Origin of the sequence: Malonomonas rubra DSM 5091 (genome assembly GCF_900142125.1) — a bacterium.
Taxonomy (GTDB): Bacteria; Desulfobacterota; Desulfuromonadia; order Desulfuromonadales; family Geopsychrobacteraceae; genus Malonomonas; species Malonomonas rubra.
Map to the genome: position 1 here is coordinate 434,231 of NZ_FQZT01000001.1, position 17,866 is coordinate 452,096.

General features: G+C 52.1%; 16 protein-coding genes. 4 read left to right on the plus strand and 12 right to left on the minus strand.

Annotated elements, in window-relative coordinates:
- Positions 1-41 precede the first annotated feature (41 nt).
- Positions 42-539 carry a gamma-glutamylcyclotransferase family protein gene (locus BUB13_RS01945; protein WP_208610106.1) on the minus strand — a complete coding sequence of 166 codons (498 nt, stop codon included), beginning with the start codon at positions 537-539 and terminating at the stop codon, positions 42-44.
- Positions 540-642: 103 nt separating this feature from the next.
- Between BUB13_RS01945 and BUB13_RS01950 the strand changes: the two genes are divergently transcribed.
- A complete protein-coding gene (locus BUB13_RS01950) occupies positions 643-1,854 on the plus strand; it encodes an EAL and HDOD domain-containing protein (RefSeq protein WP_072905059.1) in 1,212 nt (403 codons plus the stop codon).
- Positions 1,855-1,867: 13 nt separating this feature from the next.
- Here the strand turns inward: BUB13_RS01950 and BUB13_RS01955 are convergent, their stop codons facing one another.
- From BUB13_RS01955 to BUB13_RS02000, 10 genes are all read right to left on the minus strand, one after another.
- Positions 1,868-2,257 (minus strand): hypothetical protein, encoded by a 390-nt coding sequence (locus BUB13_RS01955; RefSeq protein WP_072905060.1) that lies wholly within the window; start codon positions 2,255-2,257, stop codon positions 1,868-1,870.
- A gap of 3 nt (positions 2,258-2,260) precedes the next feature.
- Positions 2,261-3,583 carry a sensor domain-containing diguanylate cyclase gene (locus tag BUB13_RS01960; protein WP_072905061.1) on the minus strand — a complete coding sequence of 441 codons (1,323 nt, stop codon included), beginning with the start codon at positions 3,581-3,583 and terminating at the stop codon, positions 2,261-2,263.
- 137 nt (positions 3,584-3,720) lie between these two features.
- Positions 3,721-4,428, minus strand: coding sequence for an ABC transporter ATP-binding protein (locus BUB13_RS01965; RefSeq protein ID WP_072905062.1), 708 nt, complete (start codon positions 4,426-4,428; stop codon positions 3,721-3,723).
- On the minus strand, positions 4,421-5,224 hold the full coding sequence (locus BUB13_RS01970) for an ABC transporter ATP-binding protein (RefSeq protein WP_072905063.1): 804 nt from the start codon (positions 5,222-5,224) through the stop codon (positions 4,421-4,423). The genes BUB13_RS01965 and BUB13_RS01970 overlap by 8 nt, the downstream gene beginning before the upstream one ends.
- Positions 5,217-6,431, minus strand: coding sequence for an ABC transporter permease subunit (locus BUB13_RS01975; RefSeq protein ID WP_072905064.1), 1,215 nt, complete (start codon positions 6,429-6,431; stop codon positions 5,217-5,219). Before BUB13_RS01975 ends, BUB13_RS01970 begins: the two co-directional genes overlap by 8 nt.
- 9 nt (positions 6,432-6,440) lie before the next feature.
- Positions 6,441-7,343: a branched-chain amino acid ABC transporter permease gene (locus tag BUB13_RS01980; protein ID WP_072905065.1), complete on the minus strand. Its 903-nt coding sequence runs from the start codon at positions 7,341-7,343 to the stop codon at positions 6,441-6,443.
- Positions 7,344-7,528: 185 nt separating this feature from the next.
- Complete coding sequence (locus BUB13_RS01985; protein ID WP_072905066.1) at positions 7,529-8,644, minus strand: branched-chain amino acid ABC transporter substrate-binding protein; 1,116 nt, start codon at positions 8,642-8,644, stop codon at positions 7,529-7,531.
- 174 nt (positions 8,645-8,818) lie between these two features.
- On the minus strand, positions 8,819-9,754 hold the full coding sequence (locus BUB13_RS01990; RefSeq protein ID WP_072905067.1) for a hypothetical protein: 936 nt from the start codon (positions 9,752-9,754) through the stop codon (positions 8,819-8,821).
- An 81-nt stretch (positions 9,755-9,835) separates the two neighbouring features.
- Positions 9,836-11,080, minus strand: coding sequence for a hypothetical protein (locus tag BUB13_RS01995; protein ID WP_072905068.1), 1,245 nt, complete (start codon positions 11,078-11,080; stop codon positions 9,836-9,838).
- A complete protein-coding gene (locus BUB13_RS02000; protein ID WP_072905069.1) occupies positions 11,077-12,999 on the minus strand; it encodes an ABC-F family ATP-binding cassette domain-containing protein in 1,923 nt (640 codons plus the stop codon). Before BUB13_RS02000 ends, BUB13_RS01995 begins: the two co-directional genes overlap by 4 nt.
- A gap of 138 nt (positions 13,000-13,137) precedes the next feature.
- Here BUB13_RS02000 and BUB13_RS02005 point away from each other — a divergent pair, with 138 nt between their 5' ends.
- Genes BUB13_RS02005 through BUB13_RS02015 form a run of 3 tightly spaced genes read left to right on the plus strand, consistent with a single transcriptional unit; the run spans position 13,138 to position 16,852 of the window.
- Complete coding sequence (locus tag BUB13_RS02005) at positions 13,138-14,250, plus strand: YeeE/YedE family protein (RefSeq protein WP_072905070.1); 1,113 nt, start codon at positions 13,138-13,140, stop codon at positions 14,248-14,250.
- A 14-nt stretch (positions 14,251-14,264) separates the two neighbouring features.
- Entirely contained in the window at positions 14,265-14,534 is a 270-nt protein-coding gene (locus tag BUB13_RS02010) for a sulfurtransferase TusA family protein (protein WP_072905071.1), read from the plus strand.
- On the plus strand, positions 14,531-16,852 hold the full coding sequence (locus BUB13_RS02015; RefSeq protein WP_072905072.1) for a sensor domain-containing protein: 2,322 nt from the start codon (positions 14,531-14,533) through the stop codon (positions 16,850-16,852). The genes BUB13_RS02010 and BUB13_RS02015 overlap by 4 nt, the downstream gene beginning before the upstream one ends.
- A gap of 37 nt (positions 16,853-16,889) precedes the next feature.
- On the opposite strand, the gene BUB13_RS02020 is transcribed toward BUB13_RS02015, so the two are convergent.
- Positions 16,890-17,582 carry a cytidylate kinase-like family protein gene (locus BUB13_RS02020; protein ID WP_072905073.1) on the minus strand — a complete coding sequence of 231 codons (693 nt, stop codon included), beginning with the start codon at positions 17,580-17,582 and terminating at the stop codon, positions 16,890-16,892.
- Positions 17,583-17,866: the final 284 nt, after the last annotated feature.

A 17,866-nucleotide genomic window follows, 5' to 3' on the forward strand; every position in this document is an offset into this window, starting at 1 on the left:
CAGGCAGCATACATCAAATCAAAACAATTTTGGTTATATTTTTACTTCCGGTAAATAGCCAGTTCCCGCTGCACGCGTTGCTCATCCGCATCATCGACAGCAGCAACAGATTTTATGGCAGAAACGTATTCGTCAGGCAGAGCATTTTCCAAGGCCCCGCGCAGCACATGTTCTTTATACCAATGGAAAGGCTTCAGAAGTGGATTGGGGTTGGTACCATAATAGATAAGCGCTTTAATAACGTCCCCATTCGGCGCTTCAACAGCAACGAAAGCATCCCGATACTCCACGCCGACACCCTCGTAGCCATCCAGCACCGGTTTCTCAAGCGGATCAAAACGATACAGGACGGCAAACACTTTGTCAGCGGGGTCATCTGTTAGTAAGGCATCGCACTTGCCTGAACCATCTTTTGTACTGGCGTTATCGAAAGTCAAACGATGCCCGGTTAATGTCACCACCCCCAAGGGGCGAGCCGAAGGAATCCGCTGCTGTAACCGCGCAGCAGCCATGTTAGAGCCGTAAGCCAGGTAGTACATTTCACTCACCTCAAAAGCAATCAATTAGCCACTATAGAATTGACAAGATATGTGATAACTGCAATATTCTTAAAGTCCTCTAACGCCAACTTCTCGAGGAAACATGGAACGATTTATCGCCCGACAGCCAATCTTCGATTGGGAAAAAAATATTTTCGGCTACCAGCTGCTGTTCCGCAACAGCTTGGATAATTATTTTTCCGGCTGCAATCTGGATGAAGCCTCATCCGAAGTCATCGCCAACAGTTTTTTGCTTTTCAGCATCGAGGAGATGACCGACGATTCCCGGGCCTTTTTGAAAGCTACTCATCACACCATCAAAAGTGGCTATATCAGTGCCCTGCCACCGCAGGCTGTTGTTATAGAAATCATGCAGCCGCTTGTCCCCGACCCTGAACTTGTCATCGCCTGCGGACACTTAAAGGCAGCTGGCTATACCCTGGCATTGGACGATTTTATCTTCGATGACAATATCGAGTCGTTGCTGAACTACATTGACATCGTCAAATTCGATACGACAAGCACCAGTTTAGAGGATTGCCAGGATATTTCTGATGAACTACATCCGCGGGGGATCAAACTTCTCGCCACCAAGGTGGAAAGCTACGAAGCATTTCATCAGCTCCAGAACAGTGGCGTCGACTATTTCCAAGGCTACTTTTTCAGCAAACCTACGGTGTTAAGCCGCAAAGACATTCCCGCAAATACAATGAAATACGTGCAGATTCTCCAACAGGTCAACGCCCCGGAGATCGATTACGAAAAACTGGCGGACACAATTCAGGGCGAGATGTCTGTTGCGTACAAGCTGTTGAAACTGATCAATTCTGCCGCTTTCGGTCTGCCGAAACCGGTCCATTCGATCAAGCAGGCGCTGGCATTGCTCGGAGGTAAAGAGCTGCGCAAATGGGTCTCGCTGATTTCGATGACCGGGATGGCATCAGACAAACCGAACCAGTTGGTGATCAACTCACTGGCGCGCGGGAAATCCTGCGAGTTGCTGGCACCGCACGTCGGTATGGTCAGCCGGGCTCCCGACCTGTTTCTGATGGGGCTTTTTTCGATGCTCGACGGCATCATCGACCGTTCACTCAACGATGTCCTGAACGACATCCCCTTCGAGGAGGATTTAAAGGACGCCCTCCTCGGCAAACCGGGCCATCCACGAAAAGTGCTCGATCTGGTTCTAGCCCAGGAAATGGGCCTGTGGCGGGTGCTCGGCTACATTGCGGACAGTTTGCGGCTGAAAGAAAACACCCTGCAGGAAATCTACATTGAAGCGCTGAAGTGGGCAGAGGAAACGTTTAAGGCATAAAGCTCTGCAGTTTTTATCGTGGCCGCTGTTCCAGCTCGATCAAGAGTTTCTTCAGCTGCTCGATCTTCTGGTTAAGCAGTTCATTTTCCTGCTGCAAAGCCTCCTGCTCGGCGACCAATTGACCACAGTCAACCTCACCCTTGGCAGACCGGTCTTTGAGCAGCTCCAGCTCAGCCGACAACCTCAATAAAGCATCGGCGTAACGCCCCCAATAACTGTCGACCTCCTGCTCAGCAAGCTGCTGCAGAAGTTCAGTTTCCCCGCTCAATCGATATTGATCGATCGCCGCCTGCACAAGCTGTTTTTCTCCGTGTGTCGATTCCTGCGGCGTCATTTTTTTAGCAATTGGTAGATGGCTGCAAGCGCCAAGCACGAGCAACCCAAGCAATAAAAACCATCTCATCTGTTATTTCCGTCGATCCAGCATATAGTTGCTACCCTGCTGCTCCTTTAAATATTCCTTCAACCTTGCACAGTCCTGGCTGATCGCCAAGCGTGACGGATAATCGTAATGATCCGATCGAATCAAAGCAATGGAAACCGTCATCAGCGGGAAAGTACGTTCAATCCCGAAACGATCTTTGCCGACAAAGGAGCCACTTGCGCGATCCTCTTCAGTATAGAAGGAAGGCACCATTTCGTTGAACTCCTCGATCAGCTGCTGCGACAGCGGTTCACCCAGTTCCGGCGTGGTCACGACAACATAATCATCGCCGCCAATGTGCCCTATCAGGTCCTCCGGATCACCATCCCGTCGCACAACCCGTTCAATCATCTCGCCAACACGCGCCAGAACGTCACTCCCAGCATTGTAGCCATAACGATCGCTGTAGGCTTTGAAATTATCCAGATCAATATACAGGTGCGAAAAAGGTTCACGGGCACCGATTCGACGATCAAGCTCACGGTCGATAGCCAGATTTCCGGGCAGACGGGTTAAAGGATTGGCGTCGAGACGCAGTTGCTCAAGTTCACGCAGTTTTCGCCCCATGCGGCCGAAATCACTGGCCAACTGAACGAATTCGTCATTGCCGCTCAGATCGGGCTGATGATCGAAACTACCGCCTGAAATCTCAACCGTCGCCTGTTTCAACGCATTCACAGAGCGACGGATACTGGCAATAACGACAATCGAAACCGGCGCCGAGAGAAATATCCCCACCAAAGCAATGGAAAGAGTCAGACGGTATGCTTCATCACTTTTTTCCGACAGGTCGGCCAGCCCCTCGTTGATTCGCAGCTGCTGCTGTTGTCGCGTTTCCGCCAGCAGTTTCAGCAAATGGCTGCGGATCGGGACCGTCGATTCCTTCGACACCGCCAGTGCACTTTCCCAGTCCTGCCAGAGCAAAGCATCCGACAATTTATCGTCAAACTCTCGATATTCCTGCAAACGCCCGTTCAGATGGGGATACAGAGAAGCAAAGGGTGGCTGGCTGAGGGCATGGGAGAAACCTGACAACGCTTCATTCCGGTTGATGCGCAGCTCACTCAAAGCCGGGTCGCGCAAAATCAACAGTTGCTTTTCAATATTATCCTGGGCCAGAAGGTTCTGCTGCAGATCGCGCACCAGTTCGAAAGCACGAAAGTCGACACTGACCAGGCTCTGTGCCTGGGCCGTCTGCTGATCCAGGCGAAACAGGGCAAAACCGATGGCCAAAAGGCTGAAAAAAACGATCACCAGGTAACCGATGGCCACTTTTTTCGTCACTGTCGAATAAAGCCTACGCATGCAGATACAGCTCCTGAGAAAATTAAATGCAAATCATAACATGAGTGTCGAGCGCAGACCAGCAGCTATTTCAAGGTGTTAGCAAGAAAAAAGGCGCCCGCTGATGGGCGCCTTGAAGAATAGAAACAAGGGCGAAGCTACATGCCAAGATAGGCTTTGCGCACGTCGTCGTTCTCCAGCAGTCGGTCAGCATCATCGACCAGCGTAATGCGCCCATTCTCCATAACATAGCCACGATCAGCAAGTTTAAGCGCCTGGTTCGCATTCTGCTCAACCAGGAAGATCGTGGTATTGTTCTCTTTGTTGATCTGCTTGAGAATGTCGAAAATCTGTTTGATGATCAAAGGCGCAAGCCCGAGAGACGGCTCATCTAGCAGCAGCACTCGGGGGCGCGCCATCAAAGCGCGGGAGATGGCCAGCATCTGCTGCTCACCACCGGAGAGGGTCCCACCGAGCTGGTTCTTCCGTTTCTCGAGGATCGGGAACAGGGTCATAACGTAGTTCAGGTCCTGCTGCACCAGCTGCTTGTTCTTACGCAGGAAAGCACCCATTTCGAGGTTTTCCAAGACCGTCATATCGGGGAAAATCCGCCTCCCTTCCGGCACCTGGACGATTCCCTGCTGCACGATCTTCTCGGCGCTCATACCGGTGATCAGGTCACCGTCGAGGGTGATCTCGCCTGAGCGTGGTGGTGTGATGCCGCAGATCGACATGAGGGTGGTCGTTTTACCGGCGCCGTTGGCGCCGATCAGGGTGACGATCTCTCCCTCTTTGACTTCAAGGGAAACGTCTTTAAGTGCCTGGATATTGCCATAATAGGTTTGAATATTTTTGATCTTAAGCATCTTCTTCCGTCTCCTCCCCGAGGTACGCCTCGATAACCTTCGGGTTGTCCTTGATCTCTTGAGGACTTCCTTCGGCGATCTTTTTCCCGTACTCCATCACGTAAATCGGATTGGAGATATTCATCACCAGCTTCATGTCGTGCTCGATCAGAAGAATCGCAATCCGCTCTTCTTCACTGATGCGGCAGATCAGTTGATCCAGCTCTGCTGTTTCCTGCGGGTTCATCCCTGCAGCCGGTTCGTCAAGCAGCAACAGAAAAGGCTCGGTGGCCATCGCACGCGCGATCTCCAGTCGGCGCTGGGCGCCGTAGGGCAGATTCTTGGCAAACTCGTTGGCAAACTCAGCCAAGCCGACTTTTTTCAGTAACTGGTAGCTCGACTCAACAATTTCCTGCTCTTCCCGACGTACACTTTTGTCGCGGATGATCGAGCGGAAAATTCCGGCACTGGTCCGACAATGGCGGCCAATCATGACGTTTTCCAGCACCGTCATGTCGGAGAACAGGCGGATATTCTGAAAAGTCCGCGCCAGCCCCATCTCCGTCACCTTATTCGGCTTCAAACCGTTCAGGCGCCGGGTCGGCAAGCCTTTCGGGTGCAGCAGGATATCTCCCTTGGTCGGATTATAGATACCGGTGACACAGTTGAAAAAGGTGGTTTTGCCGGCCCCGTTCGGCCCGATCAACGCCGCGATTTCACCTTCGTGAACTTCCAGGGAAACACTGTCGACGGCACGCAGACCACCGAAATCCATGGTCAGCCCTTTAACTTCGAGGAGTTTATGTTTTTCAGCCATTGTCAGTCTCTTCCTTCAGTTCTTTATATTCATACTTGGTCCGGATACCGCTGATAATCCCCTGCGGGCGGAAAATCATCATCAGCACCATCGCCGCACCAAACGCCAGCATCCGGTATTCGGAGAAGGCCCGCAGGTATTCCGGCAGCAGAATCAGGATAAATGCGCCGAGGATAACCCCGAGAATCGAACCCATACCGCCGAGAACGACAATCGAGAGGATGATCGCAGATTCCATGAAGGTAAAGCTGGCAGGGTTGATAAAAGTGGTCTTCGCAGCGAAAAGAACTCCGACCATGCCGGCCCAGAAAGCACCCAGAGCGTATGCCGACAGCTTGGTGCGCGCCATGTCTATGCCCATCGCCACACAGGCAATCTCATCTTCGCGCAGGGCGATCCAGGCACGACCGATACGGCTATTCTTCAAGCGGTTGGTAATCAGTATGGTGAACACCACCAGCGCGATCATGATGTAGTAGATATAGATCGTCGAGCTGTCGATATTCATATCCATGCCGAACAGACCTGGTTTATCGATGTTGGCGATACCACTCGGCCCGAAGGAGAAAGAACTCCAATTTTCCAGCACAACCTTGATGATCATACCGAAACCGAGGGTGACGATCGCCAAGTAGTCACCACGCAAACGCAGAATCGGGAATCCGAGCACGACACCGAACAGGCAACCGAGGATGCCGCCAACCGGCAGAATGGTCCAGAACCCGAGATCGAAATGGTAATTTAGCAGTGCGTAGGAGTAAGCACCTACGGCAAAGAACGCAACGTAGCCGAGGTCAAGCAACCCGGCCAGGCCGACCGAGATATTCAGGCCGAGGCCGAGAACAACATAGATCAGCGCCGAAATCATGATGGTGTTCTGGTAGGTATCAAATACCAGTGGGAAAACCAAGGCCAATACCAGCAGTACGCCCATCGCCTTATAACGGAAGTTCATGTCTTCCATCAGCAGTTGCAACTTGCTGTGCTTACCCCCTTCTTCGTCATCTTTCTTTTTCAGCTGCTTTTTCGCCAGAAAGTAACGCCAGGCATACGACAAAACAAAAGAACCGATGGCTACCCAGAGAATGGTCATCCAGCGCCACTCGACCATCTGCTCGGTGGTGTTGACGCGCACTGCCATCAACGGAAAGGTCAGGAAGACGAACCAGATGGAAATCAGAATCGACTGTTTGAAATCTTTCAACATATCCGCCTCCTAAACCTTCTGTTTGCGGGCCTTGCCGAGAATACCGGCCGGACGCAAAATCAGAATCAGAACCAACAGACCGAAGGCGAACACATCTTCGTAATCACTCGAAACATATCCCGCAGCGAAGCTCTCGGTCCAGCCGAGGACCAATCCACCGAGCACCGCACCCGGGATCGAGCCGATCCCGCCAAGGACAGCCGCGGTAAAGGCCTTAACCCCGGCAAGGAAACCGATGTAAAAGTTTACCTGGCCGATATAGGAAGCGACCAAGACACCACCAATTGCAGCCAGTGCCGAACCGATAATAAAGGTCAGCGAGATGATACGGTCGACGTTGATACCGACCAGCCGAGCCATGCTCATATCCTGCTGGGTAGCGCGCATCGCTTTACCAACCTTGGTTTTCTTGATCAGCAAAGTCAGCAGTATCATGGTGACGAAGGTGGTGATCAGAATAACCAGTTCCGGCGAACCGATGATATGAGCGACCGGCTCCATGAACTCGAAATCGGGAATCAGGTTGGGGAACGGCAGGAAGTCGGAAGTCTGGGCCAGCAGGACATAGTTCTGCAGGAAAATCGACATACCGATCGCGCTAATCAGCGGCGACAGTCGCGGCGCCCCACGCAATGGCCGATAAGCAATTTTTTCCAGCGTATAGCCGTAAGCACAAGCCCAGATAATCGCCGCGATTGCCGCAAGAACCAGTACTGAAATCCCGGCAAAACCGTAAATCGTCAGGATGCCGGCGACAATCAGGGCAACAAAGGCACCGATCATGTAGATTTCGCCGTGGGCGAAGTTGATCAGCTGAATAATGCCATAAACCATGGTGTAGCCCAGAGCGATCAGGGCATAAATACTGCCCCGGGTCAGGCCACCGAGGAAGAGCTCGAGAAAATAATCCATAGAAAAACCGTGTCGCTTGAGTTGGCCGTACCAAACCAGTGTTCAGTTCGGCAAAAAGTCACAAATTTTTAGTGCAATCAGTATAGCGTAAACAAAGCTTCAGGGGGCTGGTGCAGCACCAGCCCCCTGAAGGGGATCAAAACACAGCGCCTGATAATCAGGGTTGTCGCCGTATCTGCTTATTATTATTTGAGCTCTTTAAAAGCACCGTTTTCAACAGTGTAAACCGAGAAGCCGACGCCTTCTGCATCACCTCTTGCGTCGAACTTGATCTTACCGACCGGAGTTTCGACATATTCAGTGCGCAGTGCCGCGACAACCTTGTCGTAATCGGTGGTGCCGGCTTTTTCAATCGCATTCAGCAGAGCCAGGGCTGCCGAGTATCCTTCCTGGAAGAATGCGCCCGGATCAGCACCGTATTCAGCCTTAAACTCATCATTAGCAGCTTTGTTCAGAGCATTGCCAGACAGATCGCGGGGACCGGTCATGTAAGCGCCTTCAGCAGACTTGCCGGCAACCTTGAGGAAGCTGTCGTCTTTGACACCGTCATCGGAAACAAAAGCTGCCTTCATCCGCTTACGCTTCATCTGGGCAACGATCTTGGACGCTTCCGGGTGGTAACCACCCCAGATCAGGGCTTCTGCTTTTTCACGACGAACCTTCTGGATGATGGAAGAGTAGTCCATGGCACCCGGGGTTACACCTTCGAACAGAACCACTTCAGCCTTGCCGGACTCTTCGAGGAACTTCTTGGCAAACTCAGCAAAACCTTTACCGTAGTCACCTTTGTCATGCAGCACGGCAACTTTCTTCATGCCGAGATCGTTGATGGTGAAATCAACTGCCATCCGTGCCTGCATGTCGTCGGAAGCAATAGTACGGAAGAAGTTCGGGTAGTCGCCACTCTGGGTCAGCGCCGGGTTGGTCGCGGAAGGAGACATAACTGGAACTTTGGCATCATTGTAAATGCCGAGAGCAGCCTTGGTCGCACCGGAACAAATATGGCCAAGAACAACATGAGCACCATCGGTCACCAGCTTGGTTGCTGCGTTGGTTGCCATTTCAGGCTTGCACTGGTCATCCTGGATCAGCAGTTCAACCTGCTTGCCGAGAACACCGCCAGCGGCGTTGATCTTTTTCACAACAAGTTGTGCAGCCTTCATCGAAGGGATACCGTAGGGAGCAAGGTCTCCACTATGAGGACCGGCAACACCCAGTTTAATCGTATCGGCAGCAAAGCCAGCCGTTGCAAGGCTCAATAACAGAGCAGCTGTCGAGAGCAGTACAGTGAATTTCTTCATGCAGAAACCTCCTCTAAATGTAAGTTTTAAAAAAACAATGTTTGGTTAGCCCGACTAGGTATAGGGCAAACCATTTGCGGTGGTCAATAAAAAAGCTATCGGAAATGAAGAGTATAACAGGGCGTGGCGACTTTTAGCCTCAAACGACCAAAAAGCGCCAGCAATATTACCTTATCAGTTAAAATCACGCTTCATTTCGTCGATCATCAAAGCAATTTTCTCCGGCTTTGCGACCAACTGAGCCAAACGCTCCATAGAAACAAAATAAGCATTCACCTCGCTCTTGCGCAACTCACTACTGATATTGGCAAATGCCTTTTCAACCTGGGCCACACCAAACTTGCCAACATACTTGCCGGCAATGGTCTTCATCTTCGTCAAAAGCTGCTGACGCCTGTCTTCCAGCTCTTCTTCTTTTGTCCGGATCGCCGCCTCTTCTCGCTGGCTACGCTCCTGCAACAGTGACTTGCGGAGGCGTTGCCAGATCGGCCCCAGATCCGCCGAGGCCATCAGGTCCGCCAGTACCATGCCAGCATTGCCCGTCGACAGCAAGTCAACCTTGGCACCAGGCAAACGCGCAACAGACGAAGAAAGGTCCGCCGTGGTCTGCAATTCAGCACTGCCATCGTGGAAAAATCCGAGGGCGTGGCCTTCGTCATAAAAAATCAACGCCGACCGCTCGTCGGTATAAACGCGCAAACAACCGGTTAAATTTTCTGCACTGATTTTATTGAGCAGAGCCCGAACATCGATCAGCTTCAGATCCTGTTCTTTATAGATGTACTTGCCGTGCAGCAGTGAATGAATTTCAAGAGCCAACTGCGGCGTCAATTTATAGATATTCAACGACGCATCACCGAGGATAGAAATTTCAAAGATTTTTGAGATGGCATCGTAAGCGATCAATCGCTGCTTCCCATCACTATCAACGAAAAAAGCACTAACCAGTTTGCCGGTCTCAAAAATGATGACGCCGCAGCCTTGTGGTGCATCGAAACGCAAGTAACCGGTAAAGGTCCCGACCCGCAATTTTTCCATCGCTTCCGGAATATTGATCCGGGCAGGGTTAACTTTTTGCCTGACAGAAACGCCACGCGGCAGGAAAATCATTACGCGAACACCTCAATGGGGGATAGAACTATCAGATAATTTAAGGACATCCATGTAAGACTGTCAATATAACATGATAAATCAGACAATTTTTTCCTCATCCCAGGCTTGGCGCAAATCCCGCCGCAACCGGCAGAAAGATCGATACCAGTCTGCAGAAAGCAGTTCTTCTACCGGCCTTGCAGGGCTGATCAGGAGAAAATCCTGGTAGAGCTCGGGCAGGTAACGCCCGGTCACAGCATGAAAAAACTCCCCAAGCTGTGGACAGTTTTCACTGCCGACCTCTTCCCCCTCCAGCAGACCCAACTCACGATCAAGCAGTAACAATTTCGCTTGATCAGCCTTCCCGCCCAAGTAGCTGGCTGGGAACAGTAACGCCAGGCCGAACGAAGAGAGGAAATCCTTGCCGGAAATATTTTTCAGCGCACCGAGCATGCAATCGGCATGCAGCAAAAAACGTTTCCGCGTCGGAATCGACTCCAGGTAATGAGCATCTTGCAAAGCGACCGCTCTGCCGCATAGCGGGCAGTTCAGAGACACCAGGGCAGCCCGCTTGGGCAGGCGTTTTTGCTTTGCCAATCCTGCGAGCCGGCGTTGCAGCTGCTGTTCGCTCCCCAGTTGCTGCAAAACAAACTCGGCCAGCTGCTGCAACTGGTAGTGCACCGGGCTTTGCGGCAAACGCGTTAGCACCGATCTCGTTCCACCGCAGGCCTGCTGCGCGACGCGCTGATCGTTCTGGTAGGTCAATTCCAATACCTGCAAGTCACGCTCATCCGCTGCGAAGCGGAGAAAGTCAAGAGACTGTGCCGCAGCCTGATAATCACCACCGCCACCCAACTCGCTCGGCAGCAGCCACAACGGATCGCTATTGCCTGTGGTCACAGCCAACTGTTTGCGTAATCTGACGACCTTCCCCAGATCAGCAGGATTTTTTACCGGCATCAGCAATAAATCGGCAACGCTCAACAACTCGGTGACCGCTGGGTGATCTATGGCCAGATCGACCAGAACCACTCCGGGATACTTTGTTTCGGTAAAAAAGGCGGAGAAGTCCTGAGAGACCCTTTCGAGGAAGGCATACTCGATTCCATACTCGCCCAAGCTCAGCTGATCGGCAAAATGCTCGGAGGACAGCAAGGACACAACCCTCTGCCCGGGCAGAGCGAACATCTCCTTAACGCCGGCACGTTCATCGGTCAAATAGGCGACCGGCAAATCTTCCTTCAGCCCCTTGAGGTATACCGGCAGGTTTTTCCCCAGCGTACTTTTGCCGACACCGGGTGAGGGTGAAATCAACAAGACAATGAACGGAGCCTGATCGATCATACTGACTCCTGCAACGTTTCCCATTCCTGATAAGCGCTCTCCAATCGCTCTTTCAGCTCGATATGTTCACCGCTGACCTGACGCCATCGTTCCTGATCCTGGTAGAGGTCGGGGTCAGCCATGACCTGTTCCAATTCAGCGACCTGCTCTTCCAATTGTTCGATCAGTTGTTCAACTTCAGTTAGCTGTTTTTGCAGCTTCTTTTCTCGGCGCTGCTGCTCTTTGCGTGCAGCATGAGCCTGTCGGCGAGCCTCTTTATCGAGAGGCTGTTCGTCATCACTCTTTTCAACCTGTTGTTCAACCCGTACGCTGCTATGGCTGGAATCACCCAGCCGTTCTTTGGCGCAAAGGAAATCTTCGTAATTGCCAAGATAAGACTCTACCTTGCCGCCACCAACTTCCAGCACCCGGGTTGCCAGCTGGTCGACAAAATAACGATCGTGAGAAACAAAAACGATGGTGCCCTGATAGCCCTTCAGGGCATCAAGCAGCACCTGCTTCGACTGCAGATCGAGATGGTTGGTCGGCTCATCCAGCAGCAGCAGGTTGGCCGGGCGCAGCAACAACTTGGCCAGCGCCAGCCGGTTGCGTTCACCACCGGAAAGCACCTTGACTTTCTTTTCGATGTCATCACCGGAAAAGAGAAAGGCACCAAGGATGTTGCGCAGCTTCGGCACCATGGCCACTGGCGAATCTGCGGAGAGTTCTTCATAAACATCACGCGTCGCTGTCAACTCTGCTGCCTGATCCTGGGCGAAATATGCCAAGTGCAGATTGTGCCCCTCTTTGCGCTCGCCGCCGATCGGTGCTTCCACTCCCGCCAGCAGACGCATCAGGGTTGACTTGCCGGCACCATTCGGGCCGACCAGAGCCACCCGCTCACCCTGTTCCACCTGCACGTCGACTTTTTGCAGCACCTTCAGCTCACCGTAATGTTGCGAAGCCCCCAGCAGTTCCATCGCCATGCGCCCCCCTTTGGGCGGTGCGGGAAAACTGAAAGCGATCTTTTTTCGCTCCGGTGGCAATGAAATCCGTTCGATTTTTTCCAGTTGTTTGACCCGGCTCTGCACCTGCGAAGCCTTGTTCGCCTGATAACGGAAGCGATTGATGAACGACTCCGTACGGACGATTTCTTCATCCTGTTGCTGTTTGGCCGCTTTGAGCGCTGCAACCCGCTCATCACGGGCGACGATATATTTCGAATAGTTACCGGGGTACTCTGTCAGGTCGCCGTTCCAGATTTCTACAATCCGGGTGACGACCTTATCGAGAAAAAAGCGGTCGTGGGAGACCAGCACAACAGCATACGGATATGCCAGCAAGTAGTCTTCCAGCCAGTCGCGTGCCGGCAGGTCAAGGTGGTTGGTCGGCTCATCCAGCAGCAGCAGATTGGGACGCTGCAGCAACAATTTGGCTAGAGCAATGCGCATTTGCCAGCCACCGGAAAAATGCTCGCAGGGTTTGCTGAAATCATCGGTGGAAAAACCAAGACCGGTCAGCACCCGGCCGACCTCAGATTCCATCCGATAGCCACCCCGCTCCTCAAACAGCTGCTGCAGCTCGGCGTAGTGCTCCATTTCTGCATCCGTATGATCGCCGGAAAGGTTCTCCTCCAGCAGACGCATTTCGACTTCCATCTTCCGCAGTTCTTCCAAGGCACTGTGAACTTCATCGAACAACGAACGCCCGCTGTGCTCCAGACCGTCCTGCGGCAGGTAACCGAAAGTGGTTCCTTTAGCGATCTGCAAGGTGCCGCCGTCGGAATCGACCAGGCCTGCGAGCATTTTCAGCAGGGTCGATTTCCCCGCGCCGTTCTCGCCGCACAGACCAATCCGGTCGGATGGGCGGATATGCCAATCGATACCGGAGAAGATTGCACGATCAGCGAAATATTTTGTAATTTCTCTTAATTGCAGCATGGCGCCGGTTATAGCACAAAGTTCTTACGGAAAGAAGCTACGCTGAAGGACAAAAGACAAACATTAAAATTTCTAATAGTATTTTGCTAATTCTTTGTTTACAATGTCCTAGTTGCCTACTCGTAAATAAAATTGCTCATGCCAAATCAACCAGTCATCATCATAATCAGCCTGCTTCTCGGCTTATGCAGCGGTGTTATTATGCACCGCTCCGATTTCTGCATCGCCGGGATGTTTCGCGACCTGTTTCTGTTCCGCAGCAGCCCACTGCTGCGTTCACTGCTGCTGCTGATCACCATCAGCATGCTGCTGTTCGAAGCAGCCCGACTGATCGGCCTGCTCAACTACCAGCTTCCTTCCTCCCTTTATGGTCTTCCCTCACTCGCCAACCTGTTCGGAGGGGTACTGTTCGGTGTCGGCATGGTGCTGGCGGGTGGTTGTGCAGTCGGCACCCTGTACAAGCTGGGCTCCGGCAACGGTTCGGCCTTTTTCGCTTTGTCCGGCCTGATCGCCGGCAGTACCATTTTTGCCGAGTTCCATCCAGCGTGGAAGCAGTTCTCTGCCTCAACCCGCCTGGCCGATGTCGCGACCCTGCCACAATTGCTGTCTCTGCCGAAACCATTGACCATTCTACCGCTTGTCACGATCTTCAGCATCCTGCTGATCTTCTGGCAACGCCAGGGAATGATGAAGCGCCCGAGCATCGTTAAAGGCTATCTGCAACCACGGACTGCAGCGGTGATGCTCGCGGGCATCGTTTTTTTCTCCTTCGCACTGATTGGCATGCCCCTCGGTCTCACCACGAGCTATGCCAAAATTGGTGCGTTTCTCGAAAACCTCGCCGCGCCGGAACACTTTGCCACACTCGAATATTTTCACGCCCAGGGGTTTCGCTACTACTCTCCGCTGGCGCATCACACCCTGTCTGCCGGGGCTGGCCCAGCCTGGGATGGGCTCTCGCTGGCTCAGTTTCCATTGATTATTGGCATTGTTGGCGGCTCGGCGGCCTCTGCAATTCTGATGGGGAAATTCCACATCAGCTTAAAACTGCCGAAAGCCCAGATCATCTCTGCGCTGCTCGGCGGTCTTCTGATGGGTGCAGCAGCGCGGATGGCACCATCCTGTAATGTCTGGCACCTGCTCGGCGGTCTGCCGCTGCTTTCCCTGCAGAGTATTCTGTTTACCCTCGGGTTGTTGCCGGGAGCATGGTGTGGCAGTAAATTATTGACCCGTTTCGTTCTAAAAGCCTGACGCACGAGGAAAGAATGACAGAAACTGAAAAAGAAATTGTTGTCATCGACGTCTGCGGGCAGATTTGCCCCTCCTCCCTGCTGACCGCTCTGCGCGAAATCAATCAACGCAAAAATGAGTTACGCGACGGAAAGCTGCAGCTCGATATCATCACCGACAACCATGACTCGATCAACCGGATCGCTGAAGCGGTCAGTAACATGGGCTACCAGGTATCCCTTGCAGATCAGGGTAAACAATTCCGGATTTCAATTTGCAAAACTGACGGGGCAATTCAAAAATGAGCGACCAGCTGCAATACCTAGAAAGCCGGATTCAGCAGCTGGAGGCAGAAAAAATCAAGATCCTCGAACAGGATCAGGAACTGCGTCTCTATATCCGGGAAAAAACCGACCAATTGCTGAACGTTATTGGCACCCTGCCGCTCAAACCGGAGGAACTTGACGACGAAACCCTGATCAGCGTCGATCCGATCGGTATCGTCTCCGAATCCTTCACCCAGGTCCTGGAACACCTGCAGGAAACAAATGTCAGCCTCGCTCTGGCACGAGATGAGCTGCAAGCAATTTTCAATTCTGCCGGTACGGCCATTCTGGTTTTCGACAAAAACAGGAAACTGAAAACCTTCAACAAGCAGAGCATGCAGCTGCTGTTTAACGGACAAGACATTTCGTTGGGCAACGACTGCTGCTCACAGATCTGCTCCCTCGACCCGTCGGAAGACGACTGCATATTCCAGCAGGTGTTCAGTAGCGGCAGCGTTGTTGAGAACCCCGATTTTCTCGCCAACGGGCGCCACTTTCACGCCATCGGTACCCCGATCAAAAACCAGGAGGGCGAGCTGACCCACGCCATCCTGGTGTTCACCGACATCACCGAACGGGAGGTGGCAGAAGCCAAGCTACGTGCCAGCGAAGAACGCTACCGCACCCTTTTTTCCACCATGCACGAAGGTGTTGCCCAACACCGCCTGATCTACGATGTTCGCGGCCTGCCATGTGATTACGAGTTTCTTGATGTCAACTCCTCCTGCGAACGCATCCTCGGCTTGTCACGGGACCAGCTGGTCGGTAAAAATGCAAGCGAGATCTTTCCGTTGATTAATGGAAAGCCACCAGCGATCAAGCAATTTCAAGAGGCCTGCGAATGTGGCAAATCGGCCAGTTTTGAAATGGAGGAACCGGAATCGAAACGGACCTTCCGCATTTCGGTCGCGCCATCAACCGGCGGCTATTTCGCCTCAATTTTTGAAGACATCACACAGCACAAACAGGATGAGGAGAAAATCGAGCGGTTGGCCTACTTCGACAGCTTGACCGGTTTACCGAACAGGGTGCTGATGTACGATCGCCTTGAACAGATGGTGGCCAGAGCCAAACGCAGCGGGAGCAAAATCTGCCTGCTATTCTTCGATCTGGATCATTTCAAACGGGTCAACGACACCTTCGGCCATGACACCGGGGATAAAATGCTGCAGATTGTCGCCGACCGGCTGCGGGAGCTGCTGCGTCATTGTGACAGTATCTGCCGGCTGGGCGGAGATGAGTTCGTGGTTTTGATCGACGAAATCAACGACCGTGAGGATGCCGCCCTGATCGCTTGCAAAATTCTGGAAGGGCTGAGTAAACCGATCATCCTTAAAGGCAAGGAGCTTTATACCTCGACCAGTATCGGGATCAGCATGTTCCCGGAAGATGGCGACGAATCGGAAACTCTGATCAAAAACGCCGACACCGCCATGTACATGGCCAAGGAAAACGGCCGCAACACCTTTTTCTTCTACGCCGCCGAAATGAATTCTCAGTCGCTAGAGCAGTTATTACTGGCCAACGATCTGCGCAAAGCCCTGAAACAAAACGAATTCTATCTGAAATTTCAGCCACAGATCGATTTGCGTAACGGCGGGATGGTCGGAATTGAAGCAATGCTGCGCTGGAACCACAGCGATCTAGGGGAAATCCAGCCAAACCGATTCATACCGCTGGCGGAAGAAACCGGCCTGATACTTTCCATTGGTCGCTGGGTACTGCACCAGGCGTGCAAGCAGGCCTATTTCATTCAGCAGAAATGCGGCAAAAAGTTGCGCGTTGCCGTCAATCTGTCAGCCAAACAATTTCAAGATCCGAAGCTGGTTTCGGCGATCAGGCAAACATTGCAGGAGACCGGCCTGCCAGCGGAATCGCTGGAACTGGAGATCACTGAAAGTATCCTGATGGAAAACGTAGAAAAAGCCCAGCACCTGCTGAACAAATTAAAGCAGATGGGGGTTCGTCTGGCGATCGATGACTTCGGCACCGGCTACAGTTCTCTCAGTTACCTGCGTGAGTTCCCCATCGACCGGATCAAGGTCGACAAATCTTTTATCCAGAAAGTCGACACCCACCCCGACGATGCCGCTATCGCTAAAGCGATTATCGTCATGGGTCACATCATCGGAATGAAGGTTGTCGCCGAGGGAGTGGAGCAGAAAGAAGAATTGAAATTTCTACAGCAAAACGATTGTGACGAGGTGCAGGGGTTCTATTTCAGCCCACCACTGACTGCGGAAGAACTGAGTCAACGAATTCTCAACCAGCCGGAATTCTGTTTTTTCCAGCCCTAAAAAAACGGGGCCGATCGCAGGACCGGCCCCGTTCGTTCTACAATTTAATCATATGCTCTTCGATCATTTCAGCCATTTCCACGATGCTGAACAAACCATTATTCAAAACCATGTGATAAAGAACCGGATCGTCCGGTTGCTCGTGACCCGAAAAACGCTTGATAAAATCGGCCCGTTGTTTTTGATGCAACTCAATAAAATCTTTCGCCTCTGCTTCGCTCAAGCCATGTGATTTCATAATTTTATTCACCCGGAACTCGTAAGGCGCTACCAGCCTCAGATGAATGCAGTTCGGCAAACCGGCCGCAGCAAAAACAGCACCACGGCCAACGAGAACGCAATTGCCCCGCTTGGCAAAGCTGCGAATGACATTGCGCATATGGGCAAAAACTTCTGTCTCCTCAGCCAAACTACTGTCGAGGAACATGGAAAAGATCGCCTTCAATGAATTGGGCGTATCCTGTGATTTTTCAATCTGTTCGACCGAAAAACCTGACAACCTCGCAACTTCATCCAGAATTTCCCGCCCTATCACCACCCAGGGTTCTCCGGCAACCCGGGCATTCAGGCGTTTGACCAACTCTTCCGCCAGTGGATATGCCTGGCACCCAAAATCTCGAGCGACGGTGAAACAAGGCGCCGGCTTTTTCGCATCAGCAATCTGCTGAATCTGATGCCAGGCGAGAAGTTTTGCTTCTTGTTGTGGAGTCCAGAAGTCACGATTTGCCATAGACTATCCCCTTTCCGATTAGCTGGTTTGTTTAAAGTATAGCGGATATCACTCAAGTTTCCTGTCTTCGCGCAGATAACGAATGCAGAAAAAACATTCTTCCCCGGTTGATTTTTACCGGAGAAACAAAGTGGGGCGAAAAACAGCAAAAAACGAGTAAAGTACTCAAATATGATTTACAGATATCTCATATCTGCTATAGTTCCATACCAAGATTTAAGCTGAAACGGGTCTCCGCCATCAGGCGTAGAGACCGTTGAGCATAGGAAAGTATCAGTTTGATA